The sequence below is a fragment of the Nostoc sp. genome, assembly GCF_036917515.1.
Taxonomy (GTDB): domain Bacteria; phylum Cyanobacteriota; class Cyanobacteriia; order Cyanobacteriales; family Nostocaceae; genus Nostoc.
This window is the reverse complement of sequence record NZ_JBALDE010000183.1, coordinates 1-23,046: the sequence shown is the minus strand read 5'-3', so window position 1 is coordinate 23,046 and position 23,046 is coordinate 1. Positions and strand designations below refer to the sequence as shown.

Sequence of the window (23,046 nt, the reverse complement as noted above, 5' to 3'; positions counted from 1 at the left end):
GGAGGAGGAAATGGCAGCAAGTATTGATAATTACGAGCCAACATATCAACAGGCGATGACCGCCTATGTTCAAAGAAATTATGAGGTTGCGGCCACTTTAGTTGACCAAGTGGTGCAAAATTTACCAGATGACCCCAATACCCATTTATTGCGGGGTCACATCTACTATGTTTTACAGCAGTACGATGTAGCAAAAGAAGAATATCAACAAGTATTAGGCTTGACTAACGATCAAGAAGTTATTGGTTTTGCCAAGAATGGAATTGACAATATCAATCAATATTTACAGTCATTCGGTGGGCAAATCGAGCTACCAGAAAGTCAAGAGGAAATAAGTTCCTCAGAGATATCTGATGTACTGGCATATAGCGAACCAGAATTAGAAGATTTGGGTGCTAATCAGGAGTTTGACAGCGATAACCTTGATTTAAACTTTTTTGACGAGCATCAAGAAAGTTTAAATGGCGTTGAAGAGATATCTTCAAAAAGTCCATTTGATATACCCACAGAAGATAGTATTGGAAGAGAAAAACTATTAGATTCTTCTATAGCTTTTGGTGATGATCCTTTTGCTATACATGAAGACTCACAGGAACAAGAGTCAAATAAAAACTGGGAGGAGAATACAGAATTAGAGTTACCTGCTTTTTGGCAGGAAGGTATATCAGAAGATATTTCGGAAGAATCATTAGCTAATAGCCACTTCTCAGATAATGGGATAAATTCTCCTTACGAAAATTCAAATATTAACAATAATAACTCTTTATTAACTAACTCAGAAACTGGTAATAACGAGAATAATTTCCCTGATTTGTTGAGCAATATTAAATCTCCAGAGCAGAGTATGGGGAATTTAGAATATAAAAAATCTAATTATGGAGACGAGACTTTACTGATTGTTGCAGAAGAACTGAGAAATGATTCGTCAACAACAAGTAAGTTGGAATACGGCAGTCAAAATAACTTATCTGAAACCGAATCCCATGACTGGTTAATAGCAAAAAAAGTAGAGAAAAAATCTGCTATTCAGCCGATACCTGATAATGAATCATCTTTTAATAGTAATTTACCTCGGAAGGAAAAGCAGTTTAAATCAGGCGAATTCATTGGTAAAAATAGCTTCGATGACGATGAAAATTTTGATATGGAAGCATTTGAGTCTGCTTTTGGTTCAGAGAGTTTAAACTCTTATGAAGACTCAAGCAATATACTGAATGGAGAAAATTCTAAGAGCAATATCGAGTTTTTAGATGACTTTGAGGAATTTGACGATTTAGGCAATATTCCAGGGTTTGACCTAATCGAAGGAGATTCTAACTTCGGTAATGCCGCAATGCATTCTGCTCCAGTAGAAACTAGTGACACTGGACGCCTTCAAAGCGCGGAGGCTTTTTTAAGTAATGCACCTCCTAGCGATCGCGAAGAGGAACTGTTCTCAATGACTGGTTCCCATGAAGCCGTTCCAGTCTTTACCCAAACAGATGTCTCGAAACTAGAACCCAACGTCAGCATCGAGCAAGGATGGTTAGCACCATTAGAAAATGCTTCCATTGAACGGAAACAATGGCTAATTGCTGGAAGTGTAGGCATTGTCTCTGCGCTGGTTGTAGCTACAGTTAGCTTTGTCGCTACCACATTTTCGCCAGCCCAACAGCGAGAATCAGTAAGAAACACAGGTTGGGCAATGTCACTAGCCGCTGGAATTGCAGGTTTTGCTACCGCAGGCTTCATGGGGAATCTGACGCTTAAACAAATTAGGCGCACAACTGATGACCTCCAAGCTCAGTTTGAGGCTGTACGTCAAGGAAATCTGAATGCTCAAGCCACAGTGTTTTCCGAAGATGAATTGGGGCATTTATCCACTGGCTTTAATGAAATGGCGCGGGTAATTTTCACAACCACAAGTGAAGCCCAACGCAAAGCCGATGAACAAGAGGAAGCCAAAGAAAACCTGCAACGTCAAGTGATTCGTTTGTTAGATGATGTGGAAGGAGCTGCTAGAGGCGATTTAACAGTTCAAGCGGAAGTGACAGCCGACGTACTGGGAGCCGTAGCTGACGCCTTTAACCTGACAATTCAAAACCTGCGGGATATCGTTCAACAGGTAAAAGTGGCGGCGAAGGATGTGACAAAAGGTGCAACCAACTCCGAAACCTTTGCCAGAGCTTTATCTAGTGATGCTTTACGCCAAGCAGAAGAGTTAGCGGTGACGCTGAATTCTGTACAGGTGATGACTGACTCGATTCAGCGGGTAGCAGAGGCGGCGCGGGAAGCCGAAACCGTTGCTCGTGATGCTAGTACGATCGCCTTGAAAGGTGGCGAAGCAGTAGAAAATACCGTGGCGGGGATTTTAGAAATTCGAGAAACTGTTGCCGAAACCACCCGGAAAGTGAAGCGATTGGCGGAATCTTCTCAAGAAATTTCTAAAATTGTGGCGTTGATTTCTCAAATTGCTTCCAGAACAAACTTGTTAGCACTCAATGCTAGTATTGAGGCGGCAAGAGCCGGAGAAGCTGGACGTGGGTTTGCGATCGTTGCAGATGAAGTGCGCCAGTTAGCAGATAAATCTGCTAAATCCCTGAAGGAAATTGAACAAATTGTAATGCAAATCCAAAGCGAAACAGGCTCTGTAATGACCGCAATGGAAGAAGGCACACAACAAGTAATTAAAGGTACAAAATTGGCAGAAGATGCCAAGCGATCGCTCGAGAACATTATTCAAGTGGCGAATCGCATCGATATTCTGGTGCGCTCCATTACCAGCGATACTGTGGAACAAACAGAAACCTCCCGCGCCGTCGCTCATGTAATGCAATCAGTAGAGCTGACCGCCCAAGAAACTTCCCAAGAAGCGCAGCGAGTTTCAGGTGCCCTACAACACTTAGTAGGTGTATCCCGTGACTTGATCGCCTCCGTTGAACGTTTCCGAGTGGAAACTATGGAAACCAGGTAAAAAAGTTAGGAGTTAGGAGTGAGGAGTTAGAAATAAAAATCACAACTCCTAACTCATAACTCATAACTCATAACTCATAACTACATAACTCATAACTCATAACTTTTGCTATGCTGCCGGAACAACAACAGCGGATTTTGGGTTACTTTATTGAAGAAGCCAGGGATCACCTAAATACCATTGAGCAGGGCTTACTGAATTTAGAGGGTACCCTGAACGACCCGGAAATGATCAGTGAGGTCTTCCGGGCGGCTCACTCCATCAAAGGTGGAGCGGCGATGCTTGGATTAACTAGCATTCAGCATACCTCCCACCGTCTGGAAGATTGTTTCAAAGTTCTTAAAGATAATCCGGTTCAGATTGACCAAAAGTTAGAGTCTTTATTTCTTGGTGTATCTGATACTCTAAAATCGCTGTTAGAGCATTTGAGTGGGCCTTATGGTCTTTCTGAAGATGCAGCTAATACTTTGATGTCAGAAACTGAGCCAGTCTTTCAATGGCTGTATCAGCATCTGGAACTACTTGTAGAACAAGGAAAGAGTGGAGTAGCCAGCAGTCCTGACGCAACAGAACCTACAACCTCTATAGAAAATGTCTCCACACAAACAGAACTTTTCCTGCGGCGAGATATTCCCGATCTGGTAGAAGACACCCATCAGGAATCTCCAGACTCGGTAGTAACCCAAGAGGTGCTAGACGCTCGCGGACTCGCTAACGCTGCGCTATCGCCAGTTACTGCTAAAGAAAATAATAATTGGAGCGAGTTTCAGTCCCAAGTGCTGCAAACACTGCGGGAAATGTTGCAATTATTTAAGCAAACTACAACACCCTCAACTCGGCAAAACCTCCAGCAATGCTGTCACCAGTTAGTTAAACTTGGTGAAACTTGGAATTTGTCCAAGTGGTGTGGTTTGTGTCAAGCAGCAGCCAGTGCGATCGGCAATCCTGAAAATACTTATCTGACTTTAGCTAAAATTGTCATTACTGAAATCAAACAAGCTCAAGAATTAGTCCTGCAAGGTAGAGAAGCCGAAATTGCAATTAGTCAGCAACTAGAAGCACTTTTGAACTTTGCAGAAATTGAGTTATTAGAAATTACCCCTGATTTATTTGATGAGCAGCCTGCGGCTTTGACAGAATCAGAGCCAATTCTATCTGGTAACACCAAGGCGTTAGCCCAGACAACTGAAGAACTGAATTTAGACAATGATAGTAGCGAACACCCCTCCCTTCAGTTACAAGGAACACCACTAAACGAAAGTAGAAACACTTGTCTTACTTTCACCACACATGACGAAGCACATCCAATCAGTAACAATCTTGACCCCAATGGGCCAGAGGTAGGAATAGCTGAGTTAAATACTCTTGCTGATTTATTTGACGGTGAGACTCCCGAACTAGATGAAAGTTGGCATCAAGAAGAAACCTTAGATATCGTTGCTATCGATGACTTTGGAATTGATTTGAGCAGCACTGAGGCTGAAGAGGCTCATAACGATTTATCTGATTTACTCTCCTTTAATGAAGATATAAGCAACGCGTTGCACCCAACAACCACAGCCACAACAGAAGATTTATCCCTGTTATTTGGCGACCATTTCCTAGAAAAAGATAATTCAGAACTGCAAAATCAACAAATATCTGCTACGCCTCTAGAGTTGAGCAATATTAATGAATTTGAGATAAATTTAGACTCATCTTCTTCCGAAATTTTACAAGAATTTATTGATATTCCTAGTGATACAAACCAGACTAATAACAAAATTGTCCAAAATAGTGAACTCGAAGATTTCTTGACACTGGGGTTAGATGATGATGAACTATTGCCAACAAGCAAAGTCACTCAACCAGAAACTAAACCGTTCAACAGTTTGGAATTATCTACCAATCAACAAAACAATTTTGATAACTTATTCTTAGAAACTAAAAATGCAAATTGGGTAGAAGAAATTACCCCTAATGACTACATAAAATTATCTCAGCCAACAGACATGTCTTTGGACAACTTGTTTGCTGAAATGGAAGAACAGCCACAACTATCGACAAGTGAATCAGAAATCAGTGATTTATTTGATACACCTCCAATAACAGAACCTGAGTTTTCTCAATCAGAAAATGATCTGAGCAACTTCTGGAACCAGAGAACTACAGAAAAAAAGGACGAATTCGATTCCTTAATTGAGCAGAATCTGGAAAGGGCGTTAGATGAAAGTTTGTTTACTGCGGCGGCTGATGATATTTTTGCTGATAATCAGCAGTCTATACCTTCTCCTATAGCCAGTTTTGATATAGAAGAAGATTTTGATATCAATTTCCAGCATCAAGAACAGCTAGATTTGATATTATCATCAGATTCTGGAGATAATTTATTTGATGAATTAACATCAAGTATCTTAACTATTTCTCCTATAATCAACGATATCTCCACACCTGAAATGCCTTTGTTAACGCCGCATCCAGGGGAAGAAATTCTCAGACCACAACAACCAGAATCTTTAGATTTTGTTCCAGAATTTACTAATCAGACACCAGACATATCTGCTGTTGATCTGGAAGTTAATTCATTAGGCTCTTTTGATGAGAATTCACAACTTCTGTTTGAAGATGTTGCTACAAATGAATTAACCTATATTCAGATGGACGCCACAGAGAATACTGTGGATGAACTATCAGAAACCGTCAGTTTTGGGGAAAATTCCGATTCAACATCACCTAAAGAACAACCAAGTAATTTGTTTGGCTCTTTCGATGAAAATCCACAATTGCTGTTTGAAGTCATCGCGACAAATGAACTGACCTATATTCAGATGGACACCACAGAGAATACTGTGGATGAACTATCAGAAACAGTCAGTTATAGGGAAACTTCAAATTCAGAATTTTCTCCAGCACAGCTAGATGAGTTGTTTGGATCTTTCGATGAAAATCTACAACTGCTGTTTGAAGTCGTTGCGACAAATGAATTGACCTATACTCAGATGGACGCCACAGAGAATACTGTGGATGAACTATCAGAAACCATCAGTTTTGGGAAAAATTCCGATTCAGCATCACCTGAAGAAGAACCAAGTAATTTGTTTGGCTCTTTCGATGAAAATCCACAATTGCTGTTTGAAGTCGTCGCGACAAATGAATTGACCTATATTCAGGTGGACACCACAGAGAATACTGTAGATGAACTATCAAAAACCGTCAGCTTTGGAGAAAGTTCAAATTCAGTATCACCCGAAGAACAGCTAGGTGATTTGTTTGGCTCTTTCGATGAAAATCCACAACTGCTGTTTGAAGATGTTGCAACAAATGAATTGACCTATATTCAGATGGACACCATAGAGAATACTGTGGATGAACTATCAGAAACTATCAGTTTGAGAAAAACTTCAGATTCAGCCCAGCCAAGCCCAGAAGTTTTAGAAAATGAGGAAAATAATAATTTAGAAACTACCTTTGATCTAAGAGAAAACACAGTTGTTGAAAATAATTTATTGTTTACAAAAACCACTGAAATAGTTGCTCAAGAAGATGAATTTGCAGACTTGGCAGCATTATTAGGAGAGGAAGTAGCACCTATCCCCAAAGCTAAGAAGATACCAGAAGTAGATTTTGCTGCTCTGGAAGAATTGCTAAGTACAGATAACAACAGCAATGTCTACGACGGGCCACGCCAACGCCAGCCTTTCAACACTCAACCAGTCTTAGCTAAAAATGCTATTCCATCACCACCCATAAAAGACGAATTTGGTGACTTAGAGAAGTTGCTGGCAGAAGCGAATCAAACAATATCCCATTCTACTGTAGTAAAATCGAACACTAACAAAACTACTGGCCCCTCTACTCGTCGGGCTGCGAGATTTGAAGAAACGATGAAGGTTCCAGTTAAGCAACTGGACGATATGAGTAATTTAGTTGGGGAGTTGGTGGTAAACCGCAATACCTTAGAACAGGATCATGAACGACTGCGACAGTCATTGGATAACTTGCTGATTCAGGTACAACAACTCTCAGATGTAGGTGCAAGGATGCAGGAGTTGTATGAGCGATCGCTACTGGAAGCGTCTCTGTTAGCTGGACGTAAAAAGAAAGACTCCGGCTTACAAGCCTCTGATTCCAATGCTGACAGGGGTTTTAGCGAGCTAGAAATGGATCGTTTTACCCCCTTCCATACACTCTCACAGCAGATGATTGAGCGGATTGTACGCGTGCGTGAGTCGGCTAGTGACATTGATTTTGTTACCGAAGAAACCGAACGAGTCGCCAGACAGTTCCGCCAAGTAACCACCCAGTTACAAGAGGGATTAACTAGAGCGCGAATGGTGCCTTTTGCTCAAACTATTGATCGCTGGCGGCGAGGAGTGCGCGACAACGCCATTAAGTGTGGCAAACAAGTAGAGTTGGTGATCGAAGGTGGCGATACCTTAATTGACAAGATGATTTTGGATCATCTTACCGATCCACTGACTCACATGTTGAATAATGCGATCGCTCACGGCATTGAAAGGCCAGAAGAGAGGCAAGCTGCTGGTAAACCAACTGTAGGAATCATTACTATCCGTGCCTTCCACCAAGGCAACCAAACGATCATTTCTGTAGGCGATGATGGCGCAGGTATCGATTCTGCAAGAGTTAAGGCTAAGGCGGTGAAGATTGGCATGATTACAGAAGCGCAGGCAAAAGCTATGTCTCGTCTAGAAGTCTACGATCTGCTGTTCCAGTCTGGTTTTACGATCAAAGACCAAGCCGATGAAATTTCCGGTCGTGGTGTGGGTATGGACGTAGTGCGCTCCGAAATTAGCGAAATTCGGGGAACAGTTAACACTGATTCTGCGATCGGCAAGGGAACCACCTTCACCATTCGTTTACCACTGACTCTAAGTATTTGTAAAGCTCTCTGCTGCGTCTCCGATCGCGCCAGAATTGCCTTCCCGATGGATGGTGTAGAAGATACGCTAGATATACCAGTCAAAAATATTCAGCATGATGCCAATGGGCAATCATTTATTTCTTGGCGCGATACGGTGCTACCATTCCGACCTCTGAAGGAACTTTTAACCTTCAATCGCCAAATCAGTCGCGGTAATGTCTATGGCGGCACCAGAGATGATGATATGGTTTCTGTGGTTGTGGTGCGATCGGCAAATACCCTGATTGCTCTACAGATTGACCTGGTATTGAGCGAACAAGAAATTGTAATTAAGCAATTTGAAGGTCCAGCACCTAAACCCATTGGTGTAGCTGGTGCTACAGTCTTGGGCGATGGTCGGATTATGCCCATTGCTGACGTACTGGAAATAATTGACATCTTCCAAGGACGGATTTCTACACAAACTGGTGGCAATTCTTGGCAACAGAAAACTACTCCCCCAGATACCTCTCCTACAAAGATTGACCCGACAGTGCTGATTGTTGATGACTCGATTACAGTCCGAGAACTGCTCTCCCTAACGTTTAATAAAGCAGGTTATCGCGTAGAACAGGCGCGTGACGGTCAGGAAGCTTGGGATAAACTCCGCTCCGGTCTGCCTTGCGATATCGTATTTTGCGACATCGAAATGCCCCGTTGCGATGGTCTAGAGTTACTCTCTCGCATCCAGAAAGACTCCAACCTCAACCACTTACCGATCGCTATGCTCACTTCGCGGGGTGCAGACAAACACAGACAAATTGCCGCTCAACTCGGTGCTAGTGGCTACTTTACCAAGCCTTATCTTGAAGAAGCTCTACTTGAAGCCGCAGCGCGGATGCTGAAAGGAGAGAAACTCGTTAGCTAAACCAACCAAAAGACTTAGATTTTAGAGAAAACTTTACACGCTTCTAATTTCGTTAAAGCTGATACTAGTTTTTATAGTACAATTGTTCTATAGAGATCAATAGCACGTATTGGCCCCACCAGAAACTGGGGCTTTCTCTTTGAGAACAATTAGAGTGTATAACCCCAAGTCTTGGGTCTATCTTTGTAGTATGTAAAGAAGCACTTTGACCTAAGACTATGCCTTCTTCTGAAAAATCTCTTACTTACCCAACCAGCCATAAGAGCAATCAAGCTGATAATTACCACGGTACTTTAGTTGCAGACCCTTATCGTTGGTTAGAAGATTCTGACTCTGAAGAAACAAGAACTTGGATTGAGGCACAAAATCAAGTTACGTTTGGCTACCTGAGTGAAATTCCTGCTAGGGAAAAAATTAAACAGCGCCTTACCAAACTTTGGGATTATGAAAAATATGGTATCCCTTTTAAAGAAGGCGATCACTACTTTTATTTCAAAAATGACGGATTGCAAAATCAAAGTGTCCTTTACACCTTGAAAACCCTTGAGGATCAACCCAAAGTTTTACTTGATCCCAATAAACTCTCAGAAGATGGCACTGTTGCTCTTTCAGGATTGTCGATTAGCGAGGATGGTAAACTTTTAGCTTATGGTTTATCCTCCTCTGGTTCTGATTGGCAAGAGTGGAAAGTCCGCGATGTTGAAACTGGTGAAGACCTCCAAGATTATCTGAAGTGGATTAAATTTTCTGGCGCATCTTGGACACACGATCATCAAGGTTTTTTCTACAGTCGCTACGATGAACCAAATGAAAAAACTCAATTAGAAGATGTCAACTATTATCAAAAGCTCTACTATCATCAACTAGGTAAACCTCAATCAGAAGACGTACTAATTTACCATCGTCCTGACCAAAAGGAATGGGGTTTTAGTGGTGGCGTTACTGAAGATGGACGTTATCTAATAATTTCGATTTGGCTAGGTACTGACTCTAAAAATTTGGTTTTCTTCAAAGATTTAACTAACCCTAATGCGGAAGTTGTAGAACTAATTAACCAATTTGAGGCAGATTATAGCTTTATAGACAATGATGATAATGTCTTTTATTTTCGTACAGATTTAAATGCACCAAGGGGAAGGGTTATTGCGATTGACGCGAAAAACCCTGTACCCAAAAATTGGCAAGAAATCATTCCCCAATCTGCGGAAACATTGGAAAGTGTCGGTATACTTAACAATCAGTTCGTTGCTGATTACCTCAAAGATGCTCACAGTCAAATCAAAATTTTTGACCTCAAAGGTGCGTTTATTCGAGAGGTAGAACTACCCGGACTCGGTTCAGCCGGAGGCTTTGGAGGTAAGCGTTATGATACTGAAACTTTTTATAGTTTTACCAGCTTTACCATACCAGGCACTATTTATCGCTATGACATGGTGACAGGAAAAAGTGAGGTTTTCCGCCAGCCGCAGGTAGATTTTAATCCTGATGATTACCAGACAAAACAAGTCTTTTATCACAGCAAAGATGGTACTAGAGTACCAATGTTTATTACGTGCAAAAAGGGCATTAAATTAGATGGAAATAACCCTACTTATCTCTATGCTTATGGCGGTTTTAATGCTTCAATGACACCTGGCTTTTCTGTGAGTTTGTTGGTGTGGATGGAGATGGGTGGTGTCTATGCTATGCCTAATATCCGCGGTGGTGGAGAATACGGTGAAGAATGGCATCAAGCAGGAATGAAGGATAAAAAGCAGAATGTCTTTGATGACTTTATTGGAGCTGCTGAGTGGTTGATTGCTAACAAGTATACTAAAACTGAGAAGCTAGCGATCGCAGGTGGTAGTAACGGCGGTTTATTAGTGGGTGCTTGTATAACGCAACGTCCCGATTTATTTGGTGCAGCTTTACCAGCAGTCGGCGTTATGGATATGTTGCGGTTTCATAAATTTACCATCGGTTGGGCTTGGACTTCCGAATATGGTTCAGCAGATAATCCAGAAGAGTTTCCCGCACTGTATGCTTATTCACCATTACACAACATCACACCAGATACAGCTTACCCAGCAACCTTAATTACCACAGCCGATCATGACGATCGCGTTGTCCCTGCTCATAGTTTCAAATTTGCCGCAGCTTTACAAGAGGCTCACGCAGGTGATGCGCCAACGCTAATTAGAATTGAGACTAAAGCAGGACATGGCGCAGGTAAACCCACGGCTAAAATTATCGAAGAAGCCGCAGACAAATGGGCTTTTTTGGTGCGGACTTTGAATGTAGAAGTTTAAAGGTTGATTTATTTGTAGGGTGCGTTGACGCAGTGTAACGCACCACATTATTTCCATAAGCTCAATTATTTCAGTGCATCTAAATTCAGAACAATTGAGGGAGCATTAGCACTGATCAAGTTACCACCTTTGAATAAAAACTTGTCACCAATGACATTTTTTGTCTCTGGTGCATATTCCCAAGGATCTTGTGCAACCCAAACTACCTGAACTAGGCGTGTCCACATCCGATCTGTCTTCTCAGCAGTGGAAATAACTGTTTCCACCACATGAGTTACGCGATGACCATGATTGTAATGGTTTTGGCACAAGAGAATGCGATCGCCTTGAACTGCTCTCTTTGCATCCTTTTCTTTTCGTGCCAATATCTTATTGATTTCCTCTTCGCTTATTCCTTTCTTCTTGTCTTCGTTCATTGCCCAATGTAAATAGAAGGGAGGAGCATCAATTTTACAATATTCTTTGTAAGACCAGTGTTTTCTTCCACTAACAGTATGATTGACAAGCTTGAGGTATTTAATATTTAAATAATTACCAGTTGTTTCTAAAGAAGCTTCTTTGATTGGTGTCGTGAGTTGGATTTTTGGAGATAAACTTTGAGCCATAAAAGAATTACGTGAGAAAGCAGGAGTGAAAACTACAGTTATATGGTTCCCTAGAATTATCCCTAAATTGCAGTAATAGGTATTAAAAATCAAACCTCTTTATACTGCAATACGCTTGAGTGAATTTATTGGAATCTTTATTAAATACAGGAGAAGTAATGCCAGAGTGTGCTATCAACACATCAGACGGTGTGAAAGTTGCTGATATTGTCTGGTGTTCAAAAGAACGATTTTTTCAAATTGAAGATGAAGTATCAGCGTCTATTGCACCAGAAATTTGTATAGGAGTAAAATCAACTGGTAACACTTTGGAAGAAATAGAATTTAAAAGAAATTTATATTTATCAGCTCAAGCTATTGAAGTATGGTGATGTAATGAACAAGGTCAAATGAAATTTTATAATGAACAAGGGAAATTAGGGCATCTTTGTTAGTTCCTAAGTTTCCTAAACAAATTAAACGGTAATTCTAGAGAAGAGGAGCGATCGCCTAAATTAGCTATTTTTATGAGATATCTTAAAATTATCCAGCAACTCTACTTCGATGCTGAATTAAAATAATCGTTTATTGATTTAAATTCTTATCTATTTCATAAATGACACGATATTAATCTTGGCAAAGGGTGAAGGTAAACAATTATTTCCTTTCACCCTTAATGTTTTGCTCCATCTAAGCAAAAGTTTAATATCTTTATCCTTCTTATATAGTTAAAATGCGACAGATTGGGCTGTACCAGTCAAATCGATTGTTGTATAGGTTTGTCTTTGCCCCTGGTTGAATTTAGGAATCACAGAAAAGAGGTTTGTTGTTGTGATTCCCTTAGTTTGAACTGGCGCTGAGATGCTTTTTCCAAGCTTTACACGCGGTAAGACCAAGGTAAACACGGTGTTGCCACTATCTACTGTCTTACGGATAGTTACAGTTACTAGTGTACCAATTTCTGTTTCTACACTACGGATCTGCTCAGTCCCTTGAAAGTTTAATGTCTGTTGCTTATCTTTATAAGTAAAAAGAGGCTTGCCAATAAAGCTTGTCGTTGAGTAAGTAATGCTGACATTCTTACCTTGAAACTGGTATAAGTTTGGTACTGCTTCTGAGGCTTGAGCTGATAATACAGGTATTGCTGTTAACAGCATACCTAATGTAAACGATCCAATTAAGTTTGTTGTTTGCATCTCTCAAAAAGTTGTTGCTTTGACGGAGATACCTGCTCTAATGGAATTACAACAGGCATCAAATCAATTTTAAAAAAGCATATTCCGAAAATCGTGTCAAATGGAACACATTGTAAAGGTTGTTAATATACTTACTTGTAATAATTTCTGAGATTGCGTAAAAATTTTATCTACAAACCTGATTAACCTCAGTAGATTTAACGAAATAAATCCAGCTTACCATCTCAATTAACCAAACAAATTGCTTGAGCGACTTGTTAAAGGTAGGCAAACTTCCGCCACAGTCTACTAGTAACTTGAGTTAGATTTAGATTTTGAAATACCCTTTGGGGTTTTATTTTAAAATTGGAAATTTTGTATTGCTTATGAAACGGCGATCGTACATGCTTCTAGGATTTTTCCTCAGCCTTCTTTTAAGTATCGTGCCTTTGTCAGGCAATTTCACTAATGCTGCAACACCAACAACAGTCACACCTGTCTCTGCTCTCTCACTCACTCAAGGAGTGCAAAAAACGGTATTAGACAACGGTTTAACGGTACTAACCAAAGAAGTTCATACCGCTCCAGTGGTGAGTGTGCAAGTTTGGTATAAAGTTGGTTCGCGCAACGAGGTGAAGGGAGAGAATGGCATTTCTCACCAGCTAGAACATTTGATGTTCAAAGGCACAAATGACCGTCCAGTACAGTTTGGACGGTTGTTTAGTGCTTTGGGTAGCCAGTTCAATGCTTTTACTAGTTATGACGAAACAGCTTACTTTGGCACAGTGCAGCGAGACAAATTAGAAGCACTGCTGACACTGGAAGCCGATCGCATGGAAAACTCCTTAGTTGGGCCTGAACAACTCACCAGTGAAAAGCGGGTAGTGATCTCTGAGTTACAGGGGTACGAAAATTCACCAGGTTATCGCCTGAGTAAGGCAGTGATGCGAACTGCTTTCCCCAATCGAGCCTATGGTTTATCGGTGGGAGGCACAAAAGCCGATGTAGAAAAATTCACGGTGGAGCAGGTACGGAATTATTACCAAACCTACTACAGCCCAGAAAATGCCACGTTGGTCATTACCGGAGATTTTGCCACAAAACCTGCACTCAAAGTTGTCCAAGAAACTTTTGGTAAGTTATCGCAACGACCAAAAAAGAATACGCCACTCCATAATGCCAGCAGAGCAATTGATAATTCCTCGGCATCTTCTTCCATTGGCGACGCTTCCTCATCTACCCCTGTTACTAAAAAAGCGCCGATTGTCCTCAAGCAACCTGGAAGTGCAGCATTATTGCAAGCAGTGTATCCTTTGCCAGATATCAAACATCCTGATGTTCCGGCAATTGATTTGATGGATGCTATTCTCACAGGTGGGCGTAGCTCTAGGCTTTATCAGGCTTTGGTGGAATCTGGACTGGCGAGTTCAGTGAGTGGCGGTGCTGCTGAACTGATCGAACCGGGTTGGTATGAAATTAATGCTACAGCGGCTCCCGGTCAAGAGTTGGGTAAAATCGCCCAGGTAATCCAGGAATCTTTCGCAAAATTGCAACAGCAACCTGTCACCTCAGAAGAGTTGAACCGAGCGAAGACGCAACTGCAAGCCTCGTATATTTTGGGAAACCAAGATATCACTAGTCAAGCTAATCAACTGGGATATAACCAAACGATCGCAGGAGATTATCATTTTATTGAAAGGTATCTGGCTGCGATCGCTAAAGTTACCCCTGCTCAAGTTCAGAAAGCAGCGAAAACTTACCTCAATCCGGCTCAACAAACTATCGGCTTCTTTGAGCCGACTCAACCAGATGGTAAACCAGGGAGTTCTAACGCTGGCTCTGGACGTACGGTGGAAAATTTCAGCCCTGGTAAGCCTGTAGATCCAGCAGAACTGGCAAAATATTTGCCACCTGCTACATCAGAGACAGATTCTAATAAACAATCACTACCAGAAGAGTTTACCTTAAAGAATGGTTTGAAGGTTCTGCTGTTGAGCGATCGCAACCTTCCCACCATTAACCTGAGCGGACAAATTGACGCTGGTGCTGAATTTGATGGCAATCAAAAAGCTGGATTAGCGAATCTAACTGCAAATAACTTAATGAATGGGACGCAGACTAAAAATGCTCTGACCTTAGCAAAAACCTTAGAAGACCTGGGAGCCGATTTGAGCTTCAGTGCTAGCCGCGAGGGAACTAACATTAGTGGTGAGGGACTTTCAGCAAATCTGCCAATATTGATTCAAACTCTGGCAGATGTGTTAGAAAACGCCACTTTCCCCGCCGATCAGTTAGAACTGAGTCGCCAAAGGGCGCTGACAAGCCTGAAAGTCCAGCTAGATGACCCTAGAGGTTTGGGAAGACAAGTATTTCAACAGGCAATTTATCCTGAAAATCATCCATTCCACAGCTTTCCCACAGCCGAGAGTTTAAAGACTATTACTCGTGATGATTTGCTTGGTTTCTATCAGACACACTACCGACCGGATACCACAACGATCGCAATAGTTGGAGACTTCGATCAAGTTAAGGTAAAAGCTTTGCTAAATGAGGTGTTTGGTAAATGGCAAGCCACAGGTAAGCCACCTGTTCTCAAAATTCAAACCGTACCATTTCCGCAAACTTTGACACAACTAAGCAAAGTAATTCCCGGTAAAGCTGAGGCTGTGACATACATCGGCTACAACGGCATCTCTCGGAAAGATCCGCGTTATTATGCGGCACTAGTGCTAAATCAAATTTTGGGTGGTGATACCTTAGCCAGCCGCCTCGGTACGGAAGTGCGCGATCGCCAAGGTCTAACTTATGGTATATATAGTGGTTTTGCCGCCGGAATCAATCCGGGGCCCTTCTTGATTCAAATGCAAACTGCTCCTGGAGATGCTCAAAAAGCGATCGCCAGTACTCTGGCTTTACTAAAACAGTTACGCGAGCAAGGAGTTACTGAAGCTGAATTCAACGCAGCAAAACGCTCAATTACTAATGGCTACCCTGTGGATTTAGCTAATCCTAGTAATGTATCAGATATCATTTTGGATAATGCTGTTTTAGGGCTTTCACGCTCAGAAATCCGAGAGTTTCCTCAGCGGATTCAAGCAGTTACTATGGCTGATACACAAAAGGCAATTGAAAATTTAATTAAGCCAGAAAATCTGGTGATTGTCACTGCTGGCCCTGAAGATGCTGTAACCAAAGGCAACTAATTACATCAGATATACAGCAATCCTATGTGATTGGGAAAAATTCCCAGGCTGAGATGCCCGACTTCTTTAAGAAATCGGGCATCTCATTATTTATGAATAACTTAGGATTAGCTAATATTGACTCCTGCCCTCTGCCCTTTTCAAATTGAATAAGACACTGGAAAGGACTTTGCATCCTTTGGCTTCACATACACTCGCTGTAGAGGTTCTAACTCTAAGTCATTAAAGCGATCGCGTGTTAAATGCGCCGTCAATACTTGTCCATCATCGAAAGTTAATTCTACCTGAATTTCCCAACCCAAATGTATCAATCGGCTTACTGTTGCAGGTGTAGTAGTACCGTTAGCAGCCTTTTCTAAAATCACATCTTGCGGACGCAAAAAGACTTGTGGGTGTGGCGCATTAAACCCGCTGCTTTGAAAAATCTTCGAGGTGCTGGGTAACACATTCACCGGGCCGATAAAACTCATCACAAATGCAGTGGCGGGATTATCGTAAATTTCTGCTGGTGTCCCCACTTGTTCCACACGTCCTTTATTCATCACCACAACCTTATCGGAAACTTCCATTGCTTCCTCTTGATCGTGGGTAACGAAAACTGTGGTAACATGAACCTCATCATGGAGGCGGCGTAACCATGCCCGTAAGTCTTTGCGAACTTTAGCATCAAGGGCGCCAAAAGGTTCATCTAGCAATAAAACTTCCGGTTCTACTGCCAATGCCCTTGCTAAAGCTACCCGTTGTCTTTGACCACCAGAAAGTTGTGATGGATAGCGATCGCCTAGTCCAGTCAATTGCACCAATTCCAGCAACTGTTCTACTCGCCCCTTAATCCTCTTTGGCTGTGCCTTACGAATTTCTAAGCCAAAAGCAATATTCTGCTTGACAGTCAGATGTTTGAATAAGGCATAGTGCTGAAATACAAAGCCAATATTGCGCTGTTGCACGCTTTGGTATGTAGCGTCCTTACCGGTAAGCAGGATTTTGCCGCTATCTGGCATTTCTAAACCTGAAATTAACCGTAGTAGGGTAGATTTTCCTGATCCCGATGGCCCAAGTAATGCAACTAGCGAACCACTCTTAATTTCCAGGCTGACCTGATCAACTGCCTTAAAACTCCCGAATTGTTTGGAGACGTTCTCAACTACTATACCCACTGCTACTATACCTCTGCAACTAAATCTACAGATCCTTGGTAGGATTACTGTGTCTTACATATACCATATATCATTATTTATGCATGAATAAGATTTAGCTACCGCAACTGCTGCAATTGAGGAAGCTACAATCAGAAGCAAAGTGTGAGGAATCTTGGGGTTGAAGATATTTCCTAACCTGTTTCCCGAAGACTTGCCAAGAATCATCCAAAGATCGCGGCTTGTTGTTAAGCAAGGAAAATGGCGAGAGGTTAGATACAAACGCGAAGAACGCACCGCATCAGGAGTCTATAATTTTATTGTTACTCTAGAAGGAATAGTGTTTATTCGTAGAGCCAGTGCTAGGGTTGCAGATAGAGCAATTGGTCATATAGATTTAGCAAAGGGAGAAGATGTAAAATACGCTGGTCGGCTTTACTTTTCAGGACGCACTAATAGAGGCATCCTCCGCAAGTGGACTAATGAATCTGGACATTATCGACCTAACGCTGAATCCATAAGTAACGCAGATTTACTACCTCAAGAACTTTTTGAGCCTGGTCAATTCAAAAGTATAATTAATCTCAATTTAATCTCTGGTAATGATTAAGACAAAACAGCCTCTATCATGATAGATAGAAGATGGTATTTGGTAACATTGGAATGTAATTAAATCGGAGCATAAAGATTATCATATATTAATAGGTATAAAGAATATGATTAGCCGATTTATTGCTGATAAAGATTTTGAAGACCATAAAGCTTTACAAAAGAGGCTGATGAGTTTATCAGAGGAAGCTCAGTTCGATGAGATCAACGCTATCTTAGATCGAGATTCTGTCATCGGTCTAAAGTTAGCTAATTCCATACTGAAGAATAAAAGATATTTTGAGATTCTGCTTGAGCGAGGAGTAGCAGAAGCAAATGCTAGTGAAATAGAACTTTGGGTAAAGTATTTACTCCCGCGTCTTGGCTTCCAACGTGTTATAGACATCCTATCTGACAAATTATCAGAACATCCTCAGAAAGTACGTAAAGCTTCATACTGGTTGCCCAAATTTTTACCAAAAGGTAATGATCGGGCTGCAAGATTGCTAAAAGAGCTTTTGCATAAGGAGAAACAGATGTTAGGTGAAGAGTACAAAGCTGTTAAGACTTCAGGGCAAGTTTACAAGTTAATTTTAAGAATCAAGAGTACAGGTGAATATGCAGTTTTTGGTGGATATCAATTGGGTAGTCATGGTTCTAAAATAATCGTTGAAATTCTCAATCCAGAAGACTTATTTCCAACTGGTGGACTAAGGGAAATATCACCTGGTGATATAGAGATTCTCGATCCACAACCTTATAACGATTAATATTTTGGGTGGTAATTGAGTTGGTTTACAAAAATTATCCATTAACCAAGTTCCTGATTCCTAATCTCTTTTTTGTATCGAAACATTAAGGAATATTGCATTTAAGCAGAAACCTGAAGGTAAAGCGCCAAATCACTAGAAAGACCGTGGTAGTATGCTCTCGGTAAATGTGAAGATTGGGAGAAAGACCTTTGACACTACGGGTTGCTGTTATTGGGTCAGGCCCTGCTGGTTCATCTGCCGCAGAAACACTGGCAGCCTCTGGGATTGAAACCTACCTATTTGAGCGCAAGCTAGACAATGCAAAGCCTTGTGGGGGTGCAATTCCTTTATGTATGGTGAGTGAATTTGACTTACCACCAGAGATTATAGATCGCCGGGTACGGAAGATGAAAATGATTTCGCCTTCCAATCGGGAGGTAGATATCAATCTGGTAAATGAAGATGAATATATAGGAATGTGCCGCCGGGAAGTGTTAGATGGCTTTTTGCGCGATCGCGCGGCAAAAGTAGGCGCAAATTTAATTAATGCCACTGTTCATAAACTCGATATACCAGGAAACAATACTGAACCGTATACTATTCATTACGTTGACCATACAGAAGGTATATCACAGGGTATTGCCAAAACTCTGAAAGTGGATGTAATTATTGGGGCAGATGGGGCTAATTCTCGGGTTGCCAAAGAAATGGACGCTGGGGATTACAATTATGCGATCGCTTTCCAAGAGCGAATTCGCTTACCCGAAGACAAAATGGCCTATTATAACGACCTCGCCGAAATGTATGTCGGTGATGACGTTTCTACCGATTTCTACGCTTGGGTTTTTCCCAAATATGACCACGTAGCTGTTGGTACTGGTACGATGCAAATCAATAAAGCCAGCATCAAACAGTTACAAGCTGGTATCCGCGCCCGTGCTTTGGAGAAGTTGGCAGGCGGTAAAATCATCAAAGTCGAAGCCCACCCCATTCCTGAACATCCCCGTCCCCGTCGTGTTGTCGGTCGCATTGCTTTAGTGGGAGATGCTGCTGGTTACGTTACCAAGTCTTCTGGTGAAGGTATTTATTTTGCCGCTAAATCTGGGCGGATGTGTGCTGAAACCATTGTGGAAGCATCTAATAGTGGTAGCCGTATTCCTACAGAAGGCGACCTGAAGGTTTACCTGAAGCGTTGGGATAAAAAATACGGACTCACTTACAAAGTGCTAGACATTCTGCAAAGCGTATTCTATCGTTCTGATGCTACCCGCGAGGCATTTGTAGAAATGTGTGATGACCTCGATGTACAACGGCTAACATTCGATAGCTATCTGTATAAGACGGTTGTCCCAGCGAATCCCATCACCCAACTAAAAATTACTGCCAAAACCATTGGTAGTCTCATTCGGGGTAATGCCCTTGCACCTTAATTGCGTGTAAAGCACTGGAAATTACAACAAGTATATCACTCAATTTTGTGGGGTGGACATCCTGCACGCTCATGAATCAGGGCGGGCAAGATGCCCACCCCACAATATATATTTTTATCATTTGATAGTAAATAGATTTATGTTGTCAGGGCAATTCATGTAAACACATTTGCAAAGCGTCTCCAAGAGTTACGCTCACTCTACGAGTTCTCTAAGGGAGTACCCGCAGGGTATTGCCCATAAGACATAGTTTTCAGACAACACATATTTAGTACTTTATGTAAACTAGTAAGTTTTCGTAGTTCTAGATAGCACAACTCTTTACTTGGTTAGGCAAATCATGCAACTACATCGATTTAACAATATTCAGGAATTCTGGCACTGTACTCAGGCTTACTTACTCCAGCATCAGGTAGAAAATAATGTTTTGCTCAGTATTTCGCATACCTTGTTGCATAACCCAGAACGTTATTTGGGTAAGCCTTATTTAGCAGTTGTCCAAACAAGTGGCGAGATACTAGCTGTTGCCATCCGCACCCCACCCCAAAAATTGATATTATCCAAAGCCCAGAATATGGATGCCTTGCGGTTGATTGCTCAAGATTTACGTCAAGAGCAACTGCCAGGAAGCATGGGACTGGCTAAAGAAGCAGATATATTTTCGCAGACTTGGCAAGCGCTGACAGGACAATTTTATCAACGGTCGGTGGTAATGAAAATTTACCAATTAACGGCAGTGCCAAAAGTCTCAACCGCCAGTGGATATCTCAGACTGGCAACTCAAAGCGATCGCTCTGTTTTGATCGAGTGGCTTTCTGCATTTTTATCTGAGATAAATCAGGCAGTGAGCGAAGATGTCGAACACCAAGTAGATAATCAGTTGAAACAGCAAAATACTTACTTATGGGTTGATAGCACTCCAGTTTCAGTTGCATCTGGTAAACAAGTGTTACCTACAATTGGTCGGATCAATTTAGCTTATACACCACCAGAGTATCGTCGCAAAGGATATGCTACTGCCTGTGTCATAGCGTTAAGCCAAAAACTGCTAGACCAGGGATGCCACCATTGTCTCCTCATAGCAGATTCAGCCAATTCCACAGCCAATCATATTTATCAAGCGATTGGATACCGCCCCATTTGCGATTGTCACGAATACTCATTCACCTCAAAGGAGTAAGCATAATAAAGCGATCGCTCCAGGCTGTTAAAGTCAGGTGAGTAACAGGTCTGGCAATGGCTGTCAGGGCAATAGTCGTAGTTGCCAAAAGGACAAGCAGAATAATCTTCAGCCTGCTTTTTAAGAATTTACTGCGGTAGGAACGCTGCATAACCTGGATTGAGGGGGCAAAATAGAAAACATGACAATTGAATCCAATTCCTCTAATCTACCAACCCCAGAACCAGCCCCCGAAAACGATTTGCAACCGGATGACTTTGACGGGAGTGCAACTGATAACAACCTAAGCTCAGAAGTACTAGCGACACAACAAGCTCTAGCGGCGATCGCATCTTTGAAATCTCCGCAACAGACAATTGCTTTACAACAAGCCCGTTCTGACTTCAAGCAACCCATTACTAAGAAATTTATAGTTAAGCCAAGGGCATTGCTGATTACTCTAATCGCGATCGCCATCACCTTCATTGGAATTATCCTCAATAACTGGATCGTTGGCATTATCGGAACGCTGATGGCTTTGTTGTTATCCTTAGCGATATTATTGCCTTGGTTGCAAGAAGTTTTAGACGAATGGTTTTCACCCCAAGAACGCACCCTGTTTGTGGCTTTTTTGGGACTAATAGTAGCCATCATCGGTTTGATTAGATTCACAGGTGTAGGCGAGCGCTTGCTTGTTTTAGGACGCCAAATTAACTGGGATGTTTCTGGAACCCTAGCAGAATGGTTTGGCGCTTTGGGGCAAATTCTCATCGCCATTATCGCTGTTTACGTAGCATGGCGACAATATGTCATTTCTAAAGACTTGACAATTCAGCAAAACCTGTTAACAGTTCAACAAAATATTATCACCCAGCAACAGACGATTGATTCCTATTTTCAAGGCGTTTCCGACTTGGTATTAGATGAAGAAGGATTATTAGAAGATTGGCCCCAAGAGAGAGCGATCGCTGAAGGACGCACTGCGGCAATTTTAAGTAGTGTCGATGGTAGTGGGAAAGCGAAAATTCTCCGGTTTCTATCACGTTCCAAATTGCTGTCACCTCTAAAACGCGATCGCTTATTAGGTCGAGCCATTCTTGATGGAACTGGCGGATATGCAGAAGACCGCCTCGAAGGTGTGCGCGTCATTGATTTAGGCGTAATGCTAGCCGCAGCTGACCTTTCTGGTACTGATTTACGTTGGACTGATCTCAGCGAAGCTAATCTTGTTCGCGCTAACCTGTCTGGTTGTGATTTAGTAAAAGCTAACCTCTCCCGCACAATTTTATATAATGCTAATTTCAATGGTGCTGACATCAACGGGATTCGCCTATTCTATGGCGTAGTAGATAAAGCATCACCCCGCAGTCGCACTGAACCACCAGATTATGAAATCGGCGAACAAACTGGCGCTGTGGTGGAAAATGCCGATTTCACCAATGTGCAACGGATGTCTGAGTCTACACGTAACTACTGTTGCACTTGGGGTGGCGAAAAAACTAGAGCTACTATCCCTGGCGGTTGTGAAGGTATCCCCAATAAGTTGGGAAGATAGTTATAGTAAAATTCAGAATTCAGAAGTAAAACACCAATCTGTTTAGACTCAATAACTGTTACCCAAAATTTTTGATTGAGAAGTAAGAAGTCAATTCGTCCTTTGATGATAGTTTGCTTGTCTTGTGTTTCAATCTCGATAGATTTCTCTAATTTGAGGTGAAAGGGAGATAGGTAAAACCTGCCAATAAATAGCAGTGGCGATAAAACAATCGTGTTAACTGAACCTATCCCACTAATAATATTTGTGCTAAAAAGTTTAAGCTTATTGAGAACGGAAAATGAAAAATCAAGGTTTTCAAGCACATTTTACGAAAAGAAGTAGGGATTTTTAGAATAGTGGGATAGGTTCCTGTATTTTCTATAGCAACCGCCAGGTTGGTTAGGACACTAAACTCAGAACATACTCCATTGCCGCTCGCAAGGTAGGGAAGTACTCCAGTTGCTTGCGGATAC

General features: G+C 41.7%; 15 protein-coding genes. 10 read left to right on the top strand and 5 right to left on the bottom strand.

Annotated features, from left to right (window positions below; genetic code table 11):
- Positions 1 to 10: 10 nt before the first annotated feature.
- From V7K89_RS24400 to V7K89_RS24390, 3 genes are all read left to right on the top strand, one after another.
- Positions 11 to 2,953: a methyl-accepting chemotaxis protein gene (locus tag V7K89_RS24400; protein ID WP_335191755.1), complete on the top strand. Its 2,943-nt coding sequence runs from the start codon at positions 11 to 13 to the stop codon at positions 2,951 to 2,953.
- 110 nt (positions 2,954 to 3,063) lie between these two features.
- Positions 3,064 to 8,721, top strand: a complete 5,658-nt coding sequence (locus V7K89_RS24395; protein ID WP_335191753.1) for a hybrid sensor histidine kinase/response regulator — start codon at positions 3,064 to 3,066, stop codon at positions 8,719 to 8,721.
- A gap of 218 nt (positions 8,722 to 8,939) precedes the next feature.
- Complete coding sequence (locus V7K89_RS24390; protein ID WP_335191752.1) at positions 8,940 to 11,009, top strand: prolyl oligopeptidase family serine peptidase; 2,070 nt, start codon at positions 8,940 to 8,942, stop codon at positions 11,007 to 11,009.
- 65 nt (positions 11,010 to 11,074) lie between these two features.
- Here the strand turns inward: V7K89_RS24390 and V7K89_RS24385 are convergent, their stop codons facing one another.
- Entirely contained in the window at positions 11,075 to 11,614 is a 540-nt protein-coding gene (locus V7K89_RS24385) for a hypothetical protein (protein WP_335048855.1), read from the bottom strand.
- A gap of 128 nt (positions 11,615 to 11,742) precedes the next feature.
- On the opposite strand from V7K89_RS24385, the gene V7K89_RS24380 reads away from it, so the two are divergent.
- Positions 11,743 to 11,985 carry a hypothetical protein gene (locus tag V7K89_RS24380; RefSeq protein WP_335191751.1) on the top strand — a complete coding sequence of 81 codons (243 nt, stop codon included), beginning with the start codon at positions 11,743 to 11,745 and terminating at the stop codon, positions 11,983 to 11,985.
- A 336-nt stretch (positions 11,986 to 12,321) separates the two neighbouring features.
- Here the strand turns inward: V7K89_RS24380 and V7K89_RS24375 are convergent, their stop codons facing one another.
- The gene (locus V7K89_RS24375) at positions 12,322 to 12,789 is read right to left on the bottom strand and encodes a hypothetical protein (RefSeq protein ID WP_335191749.1); all 468 of its coding nucleotides are present in this window, start codon (positions 12,787 to 12,789) and stop codon (positions 12,322 to 12,324) included.
- A gap of 365 nt (positions 12,790 to 13,154) precedes the next feature.
- Here V7K89_RS24375 and V7K89_RS24370 point away from each other — a divergent pair, with 365 nt between their 5' ends.
- Positions 13,155 to 15,971, top strand: a complete 2,817-nt coding sequence (locus V7K89_RS24370) for a M16 family metallopeptidase (RefSeq protein WP_335191747.1) — start codon at positions 13,155 to 13,157, stop codon at positions 15,969 to 15,971.
- Between the two features lie 140 nt (positions 15,972 to 16,111).
- Here V7K89_RS24370 and V7K89_RS24365 read toward each other — a convergent pair whose 3' ends face one another.
- Positions 16,112 to 17,128, bottom strand: coding sequence for a sulfate/molybdate ABC transporter ATP-binding protein (locus V7K89_RS24365; RefSeq protein WP_335191745.1), 1,017 nt, complete (start codon positions 17,126 to 17,128; stop codon positions 16,112 to 16,114).
- Between the two features lie 160 nt (positions 17,129 to 17,288).
- Here V7K89_RS24365 and V7K89_RS24360 point away from each other — a divergent pair, with 160 nt between their 5' ends.
- From V7K89_RS24360 to V7K89_RS24345, 4 genes are all read left to right on the top strand, one after another.
- Positions 17,289 to 17,717, top strand: a complete 429-nt coding sequence (locus V7K89_RS24360) for a hypothetical protein (protein WP_335191743.1) — start codon at positions 17,289 to 17,291, stop codon at positions 17,715 to 17,717.
- 106 nt (positions 17,718 to 17,823) lie between these two features.
- On the top strand, positions 17,824 to 18,465 hold the full coding sequence (locus tag V7K89_RS24355; protein ID WP_335191741.1) for a hypothetical protein: 642 nt from the start codon (positions 17,824 to 17,826) through the stop codon (positions 18,463 to 18,465).
- 191 nt (positions 18,466 to 18,656) lie between these two features.
- Positions 18,657 to 19,877 (top strand): geranylgeranyl reductase, encoded by a 1,221-nt coding sequence (gene chlP / locus V7K89_RS24350; protein ID WP_335191739.1) that lies wholly within the window; start codon positions 18,657 to 18,659, stop codon positions 19,875 to 19,877.
- A 340-nt stretch (positions 19,878 to 20,217) separates the two neighbouring features.
- Positions 20,218 to 21,057, top strand: a complete 840-nt coding sequence (locus V7K89_RS24345) for a GNAT family N-acetyltransferase (protein ID WP_335191738.1) — start codon at positions 20,218 to 20,220, stop codon at positions 21,055 to 21,057.
- On the opposite strand, the gene V7K89_RS24340 is transcribed toward V7K89_RS24345, so the two are convergent.
- Positions 21,041 to 21,208 (bottom strand): hypothetical protein, encoded by a 168-nt coding sequence (locus V7K89_RS24340; protein ID WP_335191736.1) that lies wholly within the window; start codon positions 21,206 to 21,208, stop codon positions 21,041 to 21,043. The genes V7K89_RS24345 and V7K89_RS24340 overlap by 17 nt on opposite strands.
- 30 nt (positions 21,209 to 21,238) lie before the next feature.
- Here V7K89_RS24340 and V7K89_RS24335 point away from each other — a divergent pair, with 30 nt between their 5' ends.
- Positions 21,239 to 22,591 (top strand): pentapeptide repeat-containing protein, encoded by a 1,353-nt coding sequence (locus tag V7K89_RS24335; protein ID WP_335191734.1) that lies wholly within the window; start codon positions 21,239 to 21,241, stop codon positions 22,589 to 22,591.
- Between the two features lie 226 nt (positions 22,592 to 22,817).
- Here the strand turns inward: V7K89_RS24335 and V7K89_RS24330 are convergent.
- The coding region (locus V7K89_RS24330) for a hypothetical protein (protein ID WP_335191732.1) at positions 22,818 to 23,046 on the bottom strand (229 nt) is incomplete at its 5' end.

Bases quoted from the DNA above. Each gene is read 5' to 3' on its own strand.
- V7K89_RS24400 (WP_335191755.1), top strand. From the start codon at position 11: ATGGCAGCAAGTATTGATAATTACGAGCCAACATATCAACAGGCGATG.
- V7K89_RS24395 (WP_335191753.1), top strand. From the start codon at position 3,064: ATGCTGCCGGAACAACAACAGCGGATTTTGGGTTACTTTATTGAAGAA.
- V7K89_RS24390 (WP_335191752.1), top strand. From the start codon at position 8,940: ATGCCTTCTTCTGAAAAATCTCTTACTTACCCAACCAGCCATAAGAGC.
- V7K89_RS24385 (WP_335048855.1), bottom strand. From the start codon at position 11,614: ATGGCTCAAAGTTTATCTCCAAAAATCCAACTCACGACACCAATCAAA.
- V7K89_RS24375 (WP_335191749.1), bottom strand. From the start codon at position 12,789: ATGCAAACAACAAACTTAATTGGATCGTTTACATTAGGTATGCTGTTA.
- V7K89_RS24370 (WP_335191747.1), top strand. From the start codon at position 13,155: ATGAAACGGCGATCGTACATGCTTCTAGGATTTTTCCTCAGCCTTCTT.
- V7K89_RS24355 (WP_335191741.1), top strand. From the start codon at position 17,824: ATGATTAGCCGATTTATTGCTGATAAAGATTTTGAAGACCATAAAGCT.
- V7K89_RS24345 (WP_335191738.1), top strand. From the start codon at position 20,218: ATGCAACTACATCGATTTAACAATATTCAGGAATTCTGGCACTGTACT.
- V7K89_RS24340 (WP_335191736.1), bottom strand. From the start codon at position 21,208: ATGCAGCGTTCCTACCGCAGTAAATTCTTAAAAAGCAGGCTGAAGATT.
- V7K89_RS24335 (WP_335191734.1), top strand. From the start codon at position 21,239: ATGACAATTGAATCCAATTCCTCTAATCTACCAACCCCAGAACCAGCC.